Genomic DNA, 14,451 nt, shown 5'->3' on the forward strand with positions numbered 1-14,451 from the left:
TGACCAGTTCACGCAGCGGATGGCGGGCCAGGACCTCGTCCACCTCCGGCGTCAGCGCCGCCGCCAGCCGCGCCGCCACCGGCAGCGAGTCGTCGAGCAGTCGCCGCGACGCCTCCCGGACCAGGGCGCGGCCGGGCCCCTTCGGCACCCGGGCCGCCGCCCGCTCGTAGAGCTTTCCGCCCTCCTCCAGGACCAGGCCCGTGTCGAGGCCGGCCGGGATCTTGATCTCGGCGTGCCGGCGCCAGGTGGTCACGGGGTCGGACCACGCCTCGACCGTGTAGGTCCAGCGCCCTGTCGCGTCCGGACGCACGTCGGCGCCCCACAGGTCGGTGCCCGGGGCGAGTTCACGCATCGGCGTCCAGGGACCGCGTCGCCCTTCGGGGTCCCGAAGGACGACGTTGGCGGCAACGGCTTCGTGGCCCTCGCGGAAGACGGTGGCGGTGACCTGGATCGCCTCTCCCACGACCGCCTTGGCCGGGCGTCTGCCGCACTCCACCCGAGGGCGGACCCCCCGTACCGGGATCCTGCCGATGGCCCTGGTGGACTTCATGTGTTGACCTCCGCCGTGCTGGTCGACGGGCCGTCCGCGGCCCGGCTGTTCGGACTGTCCAAGCTGCACCGGGGAGGGCTAGTGCTCCGCCGGGGAATGCCGGAGCGCGAGGGCTCCGCTGTGCGCGGGGGTCTTCGGCCGGCCACGCCCGCTCCGCTCCCTCGGATACGGTCCGGCGGCGCTGCCCAGATAGCGTTCGGCGGCCTCGGCCGCCTCGCGGGCGCAGCGCTTGCCCATCAGCACGCACAGGGTGTATCCGGAATCCTCGAAGGTGGCCCGAACCGAGCGGTCACCCGGTGCGGCGAGCATCGCGCGCTCCCATGACCGGTAACGCCTCAGGTGACGGGCGACTTCGGCTTTCGCGGGTAGCAGCATGGCGCTGTTCACCTTCCGGGATTTCGAGAGGTGCGTCGCCCGGGAGATCGGGCACGCAGAGGCGCCGACAGGGCGCGGCTCTCAAGGCTTTCACTTATGGTGCACGCGCGATGACCCAGCGTCCTGTTGGATCTTGGTTGTGGTGCGCTCGTGTTGCACGAATGGCGTAGCAGCCGCACTGTGGATGTGACTCAGGAGCGACTACCGTTCACGCTTCGTGTTCGTGGACCTCGGCCTACGGGGTCGAGGTCCACCGAGAACCTTGCCGGTGAGGAGCCAACGACGATGAAGAGCGCAGTGCCCTGTTACTACCACCTCGACGTGGAAGTCGATCCGGAACGCGTGGACCAGGTCAGGCGCATCCTGGCCGCCCATCTCCGGCTCTGGGACCTCGAGACGCTGGTCGAGCCGGTCTGCCATGGCACCGAGCTCCTGCTGAAGGCCATCGACGAACACGCCACGGACAAGAGCGCGACGGTCGAGCTGTGGTGGAACCGCCAGCACCTGATCACCGCCATCGGCGAGAACGACTGCGATCTGCGCCCGGACCCGGACCTGCGCGACTGCCTGGGGCGCATCGCCGCGATGAGTGACGGCTGGGGCTGCTGCGCCACCGGCACCGGCTCCAAGGTCATCTGGTTCTCGCAGCGCGCCCGGGCCGGCGAACGCGTCCCGCTGGTGCCCACCGTGCCCGCGCCGAGCCTGCGGGAGGTGCTTCAGGTGCCCCGGGCGCTGCGGGTCGCGGCGCTGGCCGACCCCACGGACGGCGTCCTGGCGGCCGCCCGGTGACCGCGAAGTCACGCCGGAAGTCACCCCGGAAGTCCACGGCAGGGGTGTCCGCCAGGAGCGGGCACCCCTACCCGTTGGGCGCCGAATTCGACGGGAGGGGAACCAACTTCGCACTCTTCAGCGAGGTCGCCGAGCGCGTGGACCTGATCCTCGTGGACGACGACGGCACGCACCGGCAGATCCCGCTGACCGAGGTCGACGGCTTCGTCTGGCACGGCTATCTCGCCGGTGTCGGCCCGGGGCAGCGCTACGGCTACCGGGTGCACGGGCCGTGGCACCCCGATTCCGGGCACCGCTGCAATCCCGCGAAGCTGCTGCTCGATCCGTACGCCAGGGCCGTGGACGGCCAGATCGACGGGCACGCCTCGCTGTACGAGCGCGCGCCCGACGGACCCGACCCGGCCGACAGCGCCGGGCACACCATGCTCGGCGTGGTGATCGACCCCGGTTTCGACTGGGGCGACGACCGCCCGCCCCGCCGGTCGTACGCCGACACCGTGATCTACGAGGCCCACGTCCGGGGACTGACCCGCACCCACCCCGACGTGCCGTCCGAACTGCGCGGCACCTACGCGGGACTCGCCCACCCCGCGGTCCTGGAACACCTCACCTCGCTGGGCGTCACCGCGGTCGAACTGATGCCCGTCCACCAGTTCGTGCAGGACGGCGTGCTCCAGGGCCGCGGGCTGTCCAACTACTGGGGCTACAACACGATCGGCTTCTTCGCCCCGCACAACGCCTACGCCGCCCACGGCACCCGGGGTCAACAGGTCGCCGAGTTCAAGGCGATGGTGAAGGCGCTGCACGCGGCCGGGCTCGAGGTGATCCTCGACGTGGTCTACAACCACACCGCCGAGGGCAACGAGAAGGGGCCCACCCTCTCCTTCCGCGGCATAGACAACGCCTCGTACTACCGGCTGGTCGACGGCGACTGGTCGCACTACTACGACACCACCGGCACCGGCAACAGCCTGCTCATGCGGCACCCCTACGTCCTTCAGCTGATCATGGACTCGCTGCGGTACTGGGTGACCGAGATGCACGTCGACGGGTTCCGCTTCGATCTCGCGGCGACGCTGGCACGGCAGTTCCACGAGGTGGACCGGCTGTCGGCGTTCTTCGACCTCATCCAGCAGGACCCGGTGATCAGCAGGGTCAAGCTCATCGCCGAGCCGTGGGACCTCGGGGAGGGCGGCTACCAGGTGGGCAACTTCCCCCAGCTGTGGTCGGAGTGGAACGGCAAGTACCGGGACGCCGTACGGGACTTCTGGCGCGCGGAGGAACACACGCTCGGCGAGTTCGCCTCCCGTCTGACCGGTTCCGCGGACATCTACGCGCACAGTCGGCGCCGGCCCCGCGCCAGCGTCAACTTCGTCACCGCGCACGACGGGTTCACCCTGCGTGACCTCGTCTCGTACAACGACAAGCACAACGAGGCCAACGGCGAGGGCAACCGGGACGGCGCGAGCGACAACCGCTCCTGGAACTGCGGCGCCGAGGGCCCGACCCGCGACCCGGGCGTGCTGCGGCTGAGGGCCCGTCAGCAGCGCAACTTCCTGGCCACCCTGCTGCTGTCGCAGGGCATCCCGATGCTCTGCCACGGCGACGAGCTCGGGCGCACCCAGCGCGGCAACAACAACGCCTACTGCCAGGACAACGAGGTCTCCTGGGTCGACTGGCGGCAGGGCGAGGAACAGCGCCGGCTGCTGGAGTTCACCCGGTACGCGATCGCGCTGCGCTCCGCCCACCCCGTCCTGCGCCGCCGCCGCTTCTTCCACGGCGAGACGCCCACCCACGCCGACCGGCCTCTGCCCGACCTCGTGTGGCTGCTGCCCGACGCGCGCGAGATGACCGACCGGGACTGGCGGCGCGCCGACGCGCACTCGGTCGGGGTCTTCCTCAACGGCGACGCCATCGCCGAGCCCGACCCGCAGGGCCGGCCCGTCGTCGACGACTCGTTCCTGCTGCTGCTCAACAGCTACTGGGAGCCGGTCGACTTCCGGCTGCCGGGCACCGCCTACGGCGAACGCTGGACGACCCTGATCGACACCATGGAGACGGACGGTGCCCCGGACGAGACGGAGCACAAGGCGGACACCGTCCTGACCGTCGGACCACGCAGCCTGGTGCTGCTCACCCGCCCCGCCCGCCGCAGCAGGTGAGGCGGGCTCTCAGCGCGCGTGGTGCGAGGTCACCGTGAACTGGGCGCCGTCGGGGTCGCGCAGCACCACCATGTCGGGGCTCCGGTGCAGGATGGTGCCGCCGTGCCGCTCCGCGTCCCGCGCGCAGGCCGTAGGGTCGTCGACCGCGAAGTGCACCTGCCAGTGCGGCCGGATGGTGGGGTCGGGGGCCGCCTCCAGCGCCCCGGAGACGATCCGGGCCACGACGTCGCCCCGGCTGCGCAGCACCACCTCGCCGCCCTCGTAGTGCACCTCGCAGCAACCGGGACAGTCGGACGCCCATTCGAGTACCTCGCCGTAGAAGATGGCGGCGTCGAACGCGTCACGGGTGTGCAGCCGGATGAAGGCGGGGGACACCTCCCGCCAGGTCTCCCAGTCGGAGAAGAGCGACCCCTCCCAGATCCCGAAGGTGGCGCCGTCCCGGTCGGCCAGCAGGGCCGCCCGGCCCGGCTTGAGGGAGATCGGTCCCACCGCGGCGGTGCCGCCGCGCTCGCGGACCCGTGACACCGCCTCGTCCGCGCTGCGCACGGCGAAGTACGGCGTCCAGGCCACCGCCATCTGCCACATGCCGGCGACCGCGGCGATCCCGGCGACCGGAGCCTCGCCCACCATCGCGATGCGGAACTGGTCGCCGAGTTTCGCCGTGCGCCACTGCCAGCCCAGTACGGCGCTGTAGAACTCCTCCGCCGCCTTCAGGTCGCGGCTGGTCAGGCTGACCCAGCAGGGCGCGCCGAACACGGAGTGGGTCGACAGGGGCTTCTGGGTGGAGGTCGAGGTGGAGGGGCTCGTGTCGTGGTTCATGGTGCTCGCGTTCCGATCTCGTCGCCCGGGAGGGGGGCCACCGGCTCCTTCCCTCCCGGAGAGGCACCGGTCCCCTTCCAGTGTCCGGTGGGAACGGCTCCCTGCGCCTGCCGAGTACCCCCGGTGGCGAGGGGTCGCACGCGTGCCACGATGGAAGCGTGGCAGGCGTACCGGACGTGCCTGGGGACGAGACGGACCGCGTCTTCCGGCTCCAGGAGGAGATCGACCAGCTCAAGGAGGCGGTCGTCTCCCACGCCGTGGTGGACCAGGCGATCGGCATGGTCGTCGCGCTGGGACGGGTGACACCGGACCAGGGATGGCTGGTGCTCAAGGACGTCTCCCAGCACACGAACGTCAAGCTGCGCTGTGTCGCGGAGGCGATCGTGCTCTGGGGACGCAGCGGCGAGATGCCCGCGGAGATCCGCGCTGAGCTGGACGACGCGCTGGACCGGTACGGTCCCGCACAGATCCCGGGCGCACCCCCAGTCGGGTGAAGCGCCGGACCGCGGCGGGCCGCGGTCCGGACGGTGGCAGGGCGGCGGCCGGGCGAGCACGGCTCAGTCGCCCTCCTCGATCTCCTCCTCGATCTCCGCGCGCAGCCGGGCGAAGCAGCCGCTGAGCAGCCGCGAGACGTGCATCTGCGAGATGCCCAGCTGCTCGGCGATGGTGTTCTGGGTCATGCCGCCGAAGAAGCGCAGATACAGGATGGTGCGTTCGCGCTCCGGCAGTGCCTGGAGGCAGGGCGTCACCGACACCCGGTCGACGACCGTGTCGTAGGCCGGATCCGGACCGCCGAGCGCGTCGGCCAGGGCGTACCCCTCGGTGCCGGGCATCTCGGCCTCCAGCGACAGCGCCGTGAAGCAGTCCAGCGCCTCCAGTCCGGCGCGCACCTCGTCCTCGTCGAGCCCGGTGTGCTCGGCGAGCTCGGCCACGGTGGCATGGCGCCCGGACAGCGAGGGCGCCAGCTCCTTGGTGGCCTTGCGCACCTGGTTGCGCAGGTCCTGGACGCGGCGCGGGACGTGCAGGGTCCACATGTGGTCGCGGAAGTGGCGCTTGATCTCACCGGTGATGGTCGGTACCGCGTACGCCTCGAAGACCCGGCCGCGCGCCGGGTCGTAGTGGTCGACCGCCTTGACGAGCCCCAGGGCGGCCACCTGGTACAGGTCCTCCAGGGTCTCGCCGCGACCGCGGAAGCGGACGGCGATCCGCTCGGCCATGGGCAGCCAGAGCCGGACGAGTTCGTCGCGCAGCTCCGTGCGCTCGGGGCCCGCGGGCAGCCGCGCGAATCGTGCGAACGACTCGGTGGTGTCAGGGGCGTCGTCGTGCGGATGTTGTTTCGTCCTGATGGCGGTACGCATCTGCGCGCCTCCCTCAGTGCCGGATGGACGGACCCCGCGGGAGACGCACGCTCGGGCCGTTGGACGGAGGCCGGAGCCGGCGGGCGGAACCCCGCGGCCGTGCCTCCTGTCCGAAGCACTGGAATTCGAATTCCCCGCCAGGACACTTCCGAAACAAGCCTCTGAATGCCCGCGGAAAAAGCCACCTTATGAATTCGAGGGAATTCAGGGAGTGAAATTCCCCGGCGCGGGCGGCGCGGTCCGGGCGTCGTGCCGGGGCGCGGCCGGGCGTCCGGCGGCCGCCGCTCTTGACCCTTCCTTGGTGCTGATACCTCTGATGCAGAGCTAATCTCGGAGACATGGAGCAGCGGGAGACCTTCCCCGAGGAGCTGGCCCAGGCGCTGGTCGGGGTGCACCGGCTGATCAGACGCCGGCTGCGGGCCGGGCTGGGCGCACCGCGGCTGCGCGGCGCCGAGGTGGAGCTGCTGCGCCTGGTCGAGGCGCGGCCCGGGATCGGCGTCGGCGATGCGGCCAAGGAGCTCTGCCTGGCGGGCAATTCGGTCTCGACCCTGGTCAACAAACTCGTCCGGGACGGCTTTCTGATCCGCGAGACCGACCCCGCCGACCGGCGGGCCGCCCGGCTGCTGCTGACCGGGGCCGCCGAGGCCCGGCTGCGCGCCTGGCAGGAACGCCGCGCCGACCTGCTGCGCCGCCATGTGGCCCGGCTCGACCAGGCGGACCGGGAAGCACTCGGCGCGGCCGTCCCGGCCCTGCGCCGGCTGGCCGCCACCCTGCGCGAGGAAGCCGAGGAGTCATGACCCCGAACGTCGAAGGACCGGCCGAGGCCGTCCGCTGCGCACAGCTCACCTACTCCTTCGGCGCCACGACCGCCGTCGACGGGCTGGACCTGTCGGTCGCCGAGGGCGAGACCTTCGGGCTGCTCGGCCCGAACGGCGCCGGCAAGACCACCGCGATCCGCTGCATCACCACCCTGCTGCCGGTCCCGGCCGGCACGGTCCGCGTCTTCGGCCACGACGCGGCCGGGGAGCAGATGGCCGTACGCCGCATGCTCGGCTACGTACCGCAGCAGCTGTCCGCCGACGCGGGCCTCACCGGACGCGAGAACGTCGCCCTGTTCGCCCGGGTGTTCGACGTGCCGCGCCGTGAGCGCGCCGAACGGGTCGGCCAGGCCCTGGCCGCGGTGGACCTGGAGGAGGCCGCGGACCGCCTCGCGAGCACCTACTCCGGAGGCATGGTCCGCCGCCTCGAACTCGCCCAGGCTCTGGTCAGCGCCCCCCGCCTGCTGATCCTGGACGAGCCGACGATCGGCCTCGACCCCATCGCCCGTACCGGGGTCTGGGACCACATCAACGCCGTACGCGCGGCCACGGGCATGACCGTCCTGGTGACCACGCACTACATGGACGAGGCCGACCAGTACTGCGACCGGGTCGGCCTGATGCACCGCGGCCGTATCAGGGCCCTCGGCACCCCGGCCGAACTCAGGCGCGGACTCGGCGAACGCCGGCGCGCCGAGGGCACGGCGGCCTCCGCCGCGCTGCCGACGCTGGAGGACGTCTTCCGCGACGTCGCCGGCAGCGGCCTCGACGACAAGTCAGGAGACTTCCGCGATGTCCGAAGCACCCGCCGCACCGCCCACCGTGTCGGCTGACCACCTCCCGGGCAAGGACATCGGCCTGCTGCTGCGGCCGCCCCGGCCCCGGGCGGGCTGGCGGCTGCTGCCCGCCCGGGTCGGCGCGATGTGCGCCGTCGAACTCCAGAAACTGCGCCACGACCGCACGGAGCTGTACACCCGCGCCGTCCAGCCGGCCCTGTGGCTGCTGATCTTCGGCCAGACCTTCACCCGGATCAAGGCGATCCCCACCGACGGCATCCCCTACATCGACTACCTCGCCCCCGGCATCATCGCCCAGTCCGCGATGTTCATCGCGATCTTCTACGGCATCCAGATCATCTGGGAGCGGGACGCCGGCATCCTCAACAAACTGCTGGTCACACCCACGCCACGGGCGGCACTGATCACCGGCAAGGCGTTCGCGGCCGGGGTGAAGTCACTGATCCAGGCGGTCGTGGTCGTGGTCATCGCCGCGGTCCTCGGGGTGGCCCTGACCTGGAACCCGCTGAAACTGCTGGGCGTCGCCGCGGCCGTGATCCTGGGCTCGGCCTTCTTCTCCTGTCTGTCGATGACCATCGCGGGCATCGTGCTCAGCCGTGACCGGCTCATGGGCTTCGGCCAGGCGATCACGATGCCGCTGTTCTTCGGATCCAACGCCCTCTACCCGGTCTCCGTCATGCCCGGCTGGCTCCAGGCCGTCAGCCTGGCCAACCCGCTGAGCTATCAGGTCGACGCGCTGCGCGGGCTTCTGCTGGGCACGCACGCGCACCTCGCGGCCGACTTCGGGGTGCTTTTCGTGGCCGCCGCGGCGGGCATCGCAGCCGCCTCCTCGCTGCTGGGCCGTCTGGCCCGCTGAACTCACCCGGAGAAGTGATGTGCGGCACGCCCCGCACGAGGCCTCGCGCGGCCCGGATCCGGATTCCTCCTGCGCACAGCTTGATCAACGATCAAATAGGTCGAATTCGCTGGCCACGGCGCATTACGCATATTTGACAGTGCACTGAGCGCACGGATAGGAAGCAGCCTCAGAGGTCGAGAGGTAGGACTGTGTACGAGCCGAACGTGGTCGGTGACTGGCGGGAGTACGACGAGCATGCCGGTCTGCGTGTCCGCGTCCATGGGCTGGAGGCGGCGGAGCCGCCGCGCGGCCGTGACGACGCCGCCGAGGGGATGACGTACTTCCGGCTGCGCGTCACGGTCGAGAACCGGGGTGAGCGGCACCTCGGCATCCACCTGGAGGACGGCCAGATCGACGTACGCATCGGTCCCGAGGGCGAGAGTGCGTTCATCGACTGGCGCAACACCCAGTTCATCGAGGGCTTTGACGTCTACCCGCTGCGCCGGGCCACCGCCGTGCTGTTCGCCGCGGGCTCGGAGGCCGCCCTGAGCCTGATCGACGTCCAGATCCAGCTCCGGGTCGACGAGGAGTGGACCGACCGGCGGCTGTGGACCGGCGGCCTGGGGCTGCGCGAGGGGTCCGTCGCCCCTGCCGGCGCCGCGGGGCGGGAGGGCCTGGCCGGCCAGGTGAGCAACTTCCTGCGGGACCAGGCCGAAGAGGGCACCGCCTGACCCGGCCGCGCCGACGGGGCCGCCCGGCAGGGCCGCACGCCGGGCGGGGAGCCGCCTCAGTGCGGGATGCCGTCGATGATCTCGCGGGCGCCCTGCCGCAGCAGGGCCACGGCGACCGAGGTGCCCAGAGTGGCCGGATCGAGCCGTCCCGCCCATTCGTGGGCGTTCAGCCGGGTCTTGCCGTCAGTGGTGAACACACAAGCACGCAGCGAGAGCTCACCACTGCGGTCGACCCGCGCGAACCCGGCGATCGGGCTGTTGCAGTGGCCCTGGAGCACATGCAGGAACATGCGCTCCGCGGTGGCCTCCCGATGGGTGGCCGGGTCGCCGAGCCCGCTGACGGCGTCGATGAGCTCGCTGTCGCCCTCCCGGCACTGAAGGGCGAGGACACCCGCGCCGATCGGCGGCATCATCGTCTCCGGCGACAGCACCTCGCTGATCACGTCGCTCCGGCCGATCCGCTCCAGCCCGGACACCGCGAGGAGCAGCGCGTCGGCCTCGCCGGCCGCCAGCTTCTCCAGCCGCCGGTTGGCGTTGCCGCGGAACGGTACACACTCCAGCTGCGGGTGCGTGGCCGCCAGCTGGGCGATCCGGCGCACCGAGGAGGTGCCGATCCGGGTCCCCGCGGGGAGTTCGTCGAGGGTCAGTCCGCCGGGGTGGACGAGGGCGTCGCGGATGTCGTCCCGCTTCAGGAACGCGGCGAACACCGTGCCCGCCGGGAGCGGCCGGTCCGCCGGGATGTCCTTGACGCAGTGCACCGCGAGATCGGCCTCGCCGGCCAGCAGCGCCGCGTCGACCTCCTTGGTGAACGCACCCTTGCCCTCGACCTGGGACAGGTCGCCCATCCACTTGTCGCCGGTCGTCTTCACGGGCACGACCTCGGTACGGACACCGGGGTGCAGAACCGCCAACTCGGCACGCACCCGCTCCACCTGGGCCAGCGCCATGGGCGAGTCGCGGGAGACGATCCGGATCAATACGGGAACGGACATGCGGACACGATAGACCCTCCTGAGGGCCCCTCAGACACAAACCGCGTTCAACGGGACACCGGCAGGCTGTAGCGCACCTTCTCCATCGCGCGCCCCCCGAGACGGTCGTAGAACCGGATCGCCCCCTCGTTCCACGCGGGCGTCTGCCACTGCACCTCGGCCATGCCCCGGCCGGCCGCCTCGGCCACCACCGCGTCCATCAGCAGGGCGCCGAGGCCCAGTCCGCGATGGCCCGGGGCCAGGAACAGGCAGTCCATGTGGAGATAGTCGCGGCCGTCCCAGGTGGACAGCACGGGAGCGCACGTGGCGTATCCGGCGACCTCGCCGCCCGGCAGTTCGGCCAGCAGACAGACCAGCCGGGGCGCGGGGCCGTCGAAGAGGAGACCGGCCAGGCGATCGGCGAGATCGGCCACCGGCGGCGCGGCCCGCTCGTACTGCGCGTGCTGCGCGGCGAGTTCGGCGACCCGAGGCAGATCGGCGCGGGTGGCGTGCCGGACCAGGGGAGCGCCGGGCACCGCGTCGGGAAGATCGTCCATCCGCACATCATCCCCCACGGGCCCCGGAGCCGTGCGGGTTCCGGGGCCCGGAGCGCGGGCGGCGCGGCGAGCGGTGGCGCGGTCAGGCGTTGGGGTCGAACGTGATGCCGGACGGCTTCGCCGAGGAGAGGTGGGAGGCGAAACTGCTGTCCTTCAGGCCGAAGTTGGCGCTGCCGAAGTTGTAGGCGCTCAACTTGTCGCGCAGACCGGCCGGGTAGCCGTTCCAGCCGACCAGCGGCGGGTACTGCCAGGTGTGCTTGTGGTTCTCCGGCGGCTCGTCGTTGGTGTTGGCCAGCCGGAAGCAGTGCGTGCTGATGCCGTCCTTGTGGTAGACGACCTTGGCGTGCGTGCCCTCGAAGCGGACGGTGGAGACCGCGTGCACGGTGAACGAGCCGTGGTTGGACGTCGAGACGTACTGCACCTGGCCGTTCTGCACCCACACCACGACGTGTTCCCAGTCGTTGCGGTGGCCGCCGAGACCGCTGCCGGCCACCGCCTGGTCCTTCTCGAAGTACAGGCCGTACAGGTACGCGCACCAGCCGTTGTTGCACTTGTAGCGCGAGTAGCTGTTGGTGTTGTCCAGGTCCGAGGCGTCCCGGCACTGGCCGTTGAGGGCGCCGCTCGGGTTGAGGCCGCCGTTGACGGTCCCGTCCGGACCGATGGCCGGCGTGGGGTAGCAGCCGTCCGTGTCGTAGTCGAACGCGGGCTGGTAGGTCAGTTCCGCGGCCTCGGCGTTGGAGGGCAGCGCCTGCGGCGGCGCGGCGAAGGCGGCGGAGGGGAAGGCGAGGACCAGAGCGGCGGCCCCGGCCAGGCCGGTGATCCATCTCCTGCGGTGTGCCTTGAACTTCGGTGACGACACTGCGTCCTCCTCATGGTCCGGGCGCAGCCCAACGGCTGTGGGGGAATGGGGAGTTCAGCTTCCCGGGTTTCGGCCTCCGGGCCAAGGGGTGGCGTGTGTACAGGCGGTGAGGCGCAGCCCAATACTGGGCGGTGACGGATCGTCAGGCAGGGTTGTCGGGCAGGTCCGGCAGGTCCGGCAGGACGGCGGCCGATTCCTCGGGCGCCAGATCGGGGCGAAGCCGCTGCCAGGACGGCTGGCGCAGCATCCCGGCCCGGGTGCGGGTGCTGAAGCTGACCTCGCCGACCAGCCGGGGCAGCACCCAGTGCGCGCCCGCGATCGGCGGCACGGTGTCGAACGGGCACCGGTCCGTCGCGGCGGCCTCCAGCAGCGCGGCGAGGCCGGCCCGCTCGGCCTCGCTCCAGCCGGTGCCCACGCTGCCGACATAGCGCAGCCGCCCCTCGGTGCGCTGCCCCACCAGGACGGCGCCGGGCAGGCCGGACAGGCGCCCCCGGCCGGGCACCCAGCCGCCGACGATCACGTCCTCGGTGCGCAGGTTGCGGATCTTGGTCCAGGCCCGCGAGCGCACTCCCGGTTCGTAGACGGAGTCCAGCTGTTTGCAGACCAGGCCCTCCAGGCCGTGCTCCCGGGTGGCGCGCAGGGCCTGCTCGCCGTGGCCGACGAGGGCGGCCGGCGTCGACCAGTACGGGCCTTGCAGACCGAGCTCCTCCAGCCGGGAGCGCCGACGGCGGTAGGGCTCGGCCAGCAGGGGTCGGGTGCCGAGGTGCATGACGTCGAACAGGACGAGATGGACGGGGACTTCGGCGGCGCGGCGGGCCGCTCTCGCCGGTGCGTGGGCCAGGCCCATCCGGGACTGCAGGAGCTGGAAGTCGGCGCGTCCGTCCGCGTCGAGCGCCAGCACCTCCCCGTCCAGTACGGCCGGTGTGGCACCCAGCGCGTCGCCCAGCGTCCGCAGTTCGGGGTAGGCGGCGGTGATGTCCTCGCCGGACCTGGCCCGCAGCAGCACGCCGCCGTCCCCGGCCAGATAGGCCACGACCCGCTGGCCGTCCTGCTTGGTCTCGTACGCCCAGTGCGCGTCCTGCGCGGGGGGCGGCAGGGTGCCGGGCATGGCGAGCATGGGGGCGATCAGCGGCAGGGTCACGGGTCAGATGTCGACGGACCCGGCCCGCGTCACGCGTGCGGCCCGCGGGTTTCCCCTGAACGGCGCCGTCCCCCGGGACTCCGCCGGGCCCGGATGCGGGATGCTGGGTGTGCGGCGGCCGGGGCCCGGATTAGTTACTTGAGTTACGCAACGATATGGTAACCTGGTGCGTATGTCCACGTCACCGCTCCCCGCCGCCCCTGCCGCCTCCCCGGAAGTCGTCGAGATCGAGCGGGCGCTCTCCCGCATCACCTATCTGAGCACCCGCGCCCGGCAGCACGACCGGCTCATGGCCCTGGCCGGGGTGCCGCTGGACCGGGCGGCCGTGGCGCTGCTGCGGCAGATCGCCGACTCCGACGCGCTCCGCCCGGGGGAGCTGGCCCAGCGGCTCGGAGTGGAGGCCTCGCACGTCACCCGTACGGTGCAGCAGCTGGAGAAGTCCGGCTATGTCACCCGGGTGCCCGACCCCGACGACGGCCGGGCCCAGCGCATCCAGCTGACCGTGGCGGGCCGCCGGGCCGTCGGCCGGATCCGGGACGCCGGCACCCGCGGCATGCAGCTGGCGCTCGCCGACTGGTCCCCGCAGGAACTGAGCCAGCTCGCCACGCTGTTCCACCGCATGGTCGACGACTTCCTCGCGTACGCCGCGGAGGACGACGCCGACCAGCAGACCTCCGCCCCGGCCTCCGGCACCTGACGGCACGGGGCGGGGCGCTCGACGGCACCGGACGGCGCTCGACGGTGTCCGGCGGCGCCCGGTGGCGCGGGACCCGTAGTGACCGGCCTGTCTTACCGTCCAGTAATATCGCGCGGCAGGTCGTCAGAGGAGGAACCGTGTCACGGTCCGAACGCTCGTCCCTGCTGCTCGCCGGTCTGCTGGCCACCGCGGGCACCGCCCACTTCGCCGCACCACGCCCGTTCGACGCCACCGTGCCCAGGGCGCTGCCCGGCTCGCCCCGGACCTGGACCTATGCGAGCGGGGCCGCCGAGCTGGCGCTCGCGGCGGGCCTGGCCGTGCCGCGGACCAGACGGGTCGCCGCGCTGGCCGCCGCCGCGTTCTTCGTCGGCGTGTTCCCGGCCAACGTCAAGATGGCCGTGGACTGGCGCAACCGCCCCACCCCGCAGAAGGCCGCCGCCCTGGGCCGCCTGCCGCTCCAGATCCCCCTCGTGCTGTGGGCCCGCAGTGTCGCCCGTGGAACGGAGGGCCGGTCATGAGCGCGACCGTCGAGGTCGGCAGCGAGGTCGAGGACTTCACGCTCCTCGACGAGACCGGCACCGCGCGCAGCCTCGTCGAGCTGCTCACCGAGGGGCCCGTCGTGCTGTTCTTCTACCCCGCCGCCCTGACCGCCGGCTGCACCGCGGAGGCCTGCCACTTCCGCGATCTCGCCGCCGAGTTCGCCGAGGCGGGCGGACGCCCGGTCGGGGTCAGCGGCGACTCCGTCGACCGGCAGCAGGAGTTCGCCGGCCGGCACACGCTCGGCATGCCCCTGCTCTCCGACCCCGACGGGAAGGTGCGGGAGCTGTTCGGCGTCAAGCGGGGGTTCTCCCTGGCGCCCACCAAGCGGGTCACCTTCGTCATCGCGCAGGACCGCACCGTGCTGGAGGTCGTACGCAGCGAGCTGCGGATGAACACCCACGCCGACCGGGCCCTCGCCGCCCTGCGCGCCCACCGGGGCTGAGCCTCCG

At 71.9% G+C, this 14,451-nt stretch carries 18 protein-coding genes; 10 read left to right on the plus strand and 8 right to left on the minus strand.

The window, feature by feature from the left end:
* Window positions 1-550: maltotransferase domain-containing protein (locus ABT085_RS33205; RefSeq protein WP_351616407.1), on the minus strand; the 550-nt coding region annotated here is incomplete at its 3' end.
* Window positions 551-628: 78 nt separating this feature from the next.
* On the minus strand, window positions 629-925 hold the full coding sequence (locus ABT085_RS46815; RefSeq protein ID WP_502982862.1) for a DUF5133 domain-containing protein: 297 nt from the start codon (window positions 923-925) through the stop codon (window positions 629-631).
* A gap of 285 nt (window positions 926-1,210) precedes the next feature.
* Between ABT085_RS46815 and ABT085_RS33215 the strand changes: the two genes are divergently transcribed.
* Both ABT085_RS33215 and glgX read left to right on the plus strand, forming a co-directional pair.
* A complete protein-coding gene (locus ABT085_RS33215; RefSeq protein WP_351616410.1) occupies window positions 1,211-1,714 on the plus strand; it encodes a pep a2 in 504 nt (167 codons plus the stop codon).
* Complete coding sequence (gene glgX / locus ABT085_RS33220; protein ID WP_351616413.1) at window positions 1,711-3,876, plus strand: glycogen debranching protein GlgX; 2,166 nt, start codon at window positions 1,711-1,713, stop codon at window positions 3,874-3,876. Before ABT085_RS33215 ends, glgX begins: the two co-directional genes overlap by 4 nt.
* Before the next feature lie 9 nt (window positions 3,877-3,885).
* Here glgX and ABT085_RS33225 read toward each other — a convergent pair whose 3' ends face one another.
* On the minus strand, window positions 3,886-4,695 hold the full coding sequence (locus ABT085_RS33225; protein WP_351616416.1) for a VOC family protein: 810 nt from the start codon (window positions 4,693-4,695) through the stop codon (window positions 3,886-3,888).
* 158 nt (window positions 4,696-4,853) lie between these two features.
* Here ABT085_RS33225 and ABT085_RS33230 point away from each other — a divergent pair, with 158 nt between their 5' ends.
* Window positions 4,854-5,189 carry an ANTAR domain-containing protein gene (locus ABT085_RS33230; RefSeq protein ID WP_351616418.1) on the plus strand — a complete coding sequence of 112 codons (336 nt, stop codon included), beginning with the start codon at window positions 4,854-4,856 and terminating at the stop codon, window positions 5,187-5,189.
* A gap of 63 nt (window positions 5,190-5,252) precedes the next feature.
* Here ABT085_RS33230 and ABT085_RS33235 read toward each other — a convergent pair whose 3' ends face one another.
* Window positions 5,253-6,053 (minus strand): RNA polymerase sigma factor SigF, encoded by an 801-nt coding sequence (locus ABT085_RS33235; RefSeq protein WP_351616420.1) that lies wholly within the window; start codon window positions 6,051-6,053, stop codon window positions 5,253-5,255.
* A gap of 338 nt (window positions 6,054-6,391) precedes the next feature.
* Between ABT085_RS33235 and ABT085_RS33240 the strand changes: the two genes are divergently transcribed.
* From ABT085_RS33240 to ABT085_RS33255, 4 genes are all read left to right on the plus strand, one after another.
* Entirely contained in the window at window positions 6,392-6,850 is a 459-nt protein-coding gene (locus ABT085_RS33240; protein ID WP_351616423.1) for a MarR family winged helix-turn-helix transcriptional regulator, read from the plus strand.
* A complete protein-coding gene (locus ABT085_RS33245; protein WP_351616426.1) occupies window positions 6,847-7,704 on the plus strand; it encodes an ABC transporter ATP-binding protein in 858 nt (285 codons plus the stop codon). The genes ABT085_RS33240 and ABT085_RS33245 overlap by 4 nt, the downstream gene beginning before the upstream one ends.
* Complete coding sequence (locus ABT085_RS33250; RefSeq protein ID WP_351616429.1) at window positions 7,664-8,524, plus strand: ABC transporter permease; 861 nt, start codon at window positions 7,664-7,666, stop codon at window positions 8,522-8,524. The genes ABT085_RS33245 and ABT085_RS33250 overlap by 41 nt, the downstream gene beginning before the upstream one ends.
* 191 nt (window positions 8,525-8,715) lie before the next feature.
* Window positions 8,716-9,237, plus strand: coding sequence for a hypothetical protein (locus ABT085_RS33255; RefSeq protein WP_351616431.1), 522 nt, complete (start codon window positions 8,716-8,718; stop codon window positions 9,235-9,237).
* A gap of 56 nt (window positions 9,238-9,293) precedes the next feature.
* Here the strand turns inward: ABT085_RS33255 and hemC are convergent, their stop codons facing one another.
* From hemC to ABT085_RS33275, 4 genes are all read right to left on the minus strand, one after another.
* Window positions 9,294-10,229, minus strand: a complete 936-nt coding sequence (gene hemC, locus ABT085_RS33260; protein WP_351616434.1) for a hydroxymethylbilane synthase — start codon at window positions 10,227-10,229, stop codon at window positions 9,294-9,296.
* 47 nt (window positions 10,230-10,276) lie between these two features.
* Window positions 10,277-10,765: a GNAT family N-acetyltransferase gene (locus ABT085_RS33265; protein WP_351616437.1), complete on the minus strand. Its 489-nt coding sequence runs from the start codon at window positions 10,763-10,765 to the stop codon at window positions 10,277-10,279.
* An 82-nt stretch (window positions 10,766-10,847) separates the two neighbouring features.
* Window positions 10,848-11,624 (minus strand): NPP1 family protein, encoded by a 777-nt coding sequence (locus ABT085_RS33270; protein ID WP_351616440.1) that lies wholly within the window; start codon window positions 11,622-11,624, stop codon window positions 10,848-10,850.
* 142 nt (window positions 11,625-11,766) lie between these two features.
* Complete coding sequence (locus ABT085_RS33275) at window positions 11,767-12,765, minus strand: ATP-dependent DNA ligase (protein WP_351616442.1); 999 nt, start codon at window positions 12,763-12,765, stop codon at window positions 11,767-11,769.
* 172 nt (window positions 12,766-12,937) lie between these two features.
* On the opposite strand from ABT085_RS33275, the gene ABT085_RS33280 reads away from it, so the two are divergent.
* The 3 genes from ABT085_RS33280 to ABT085_RS33290 all read left to right on the plus strand — a co-directional run bounded on the left by ABT085_RS33280 (window position 12,938) and on the right by ABT085_RS33290 (window position 14,444).
* Entirely contained in the window at window positions 12,938-13,462 is a 525-nt protein-coding gene (locus ABT085_RS33280; RefSeq protein ID WP_351616445.1) for a MarR family winged helix-turn-helix transcriptional regulator, read from the plus strand.
* 137 nt (window positions 13,463-13,599) lie between these two features.
* Window positions 13,600-13,980, plus strand: a complete 381-nt coding sequence (locus ABT085_RS33285; protein WP_351616448.1) for a DoxX family protein — start codon at window positions 13,600-13,602, stop codon at window positions 13,978-13,980.
* Window positions 13,977-14,444 carry a peroxiredoxin gene (locus ABT085_RS33290; RefSeq protein ID WP_351616451.1) on the plus strand — a complete coding sequence of 156 codons (468 nt, stop codon included), beginning with the start codon at window positions 13,977-13,979 and terminating at the stop codon, window positions 14,442-14,444. Before ABT085_RS33285 ends, ABT085_RS33290 begins: the two co-directional genes overlap by 4 nt.
* Window positions 14,445-14,451 lie beyond the last annotated feature (7 nt).

Origin of the sequence: Streptomyces sp. NPDC002265, assembly GCF_040296125.1 — a bacterium.
Taxonomy (GTDB): Bacteria; Actinomycetota; Actinomycetes; order Streptomycetales; family Streptomycetaceae; genus Streptomyces.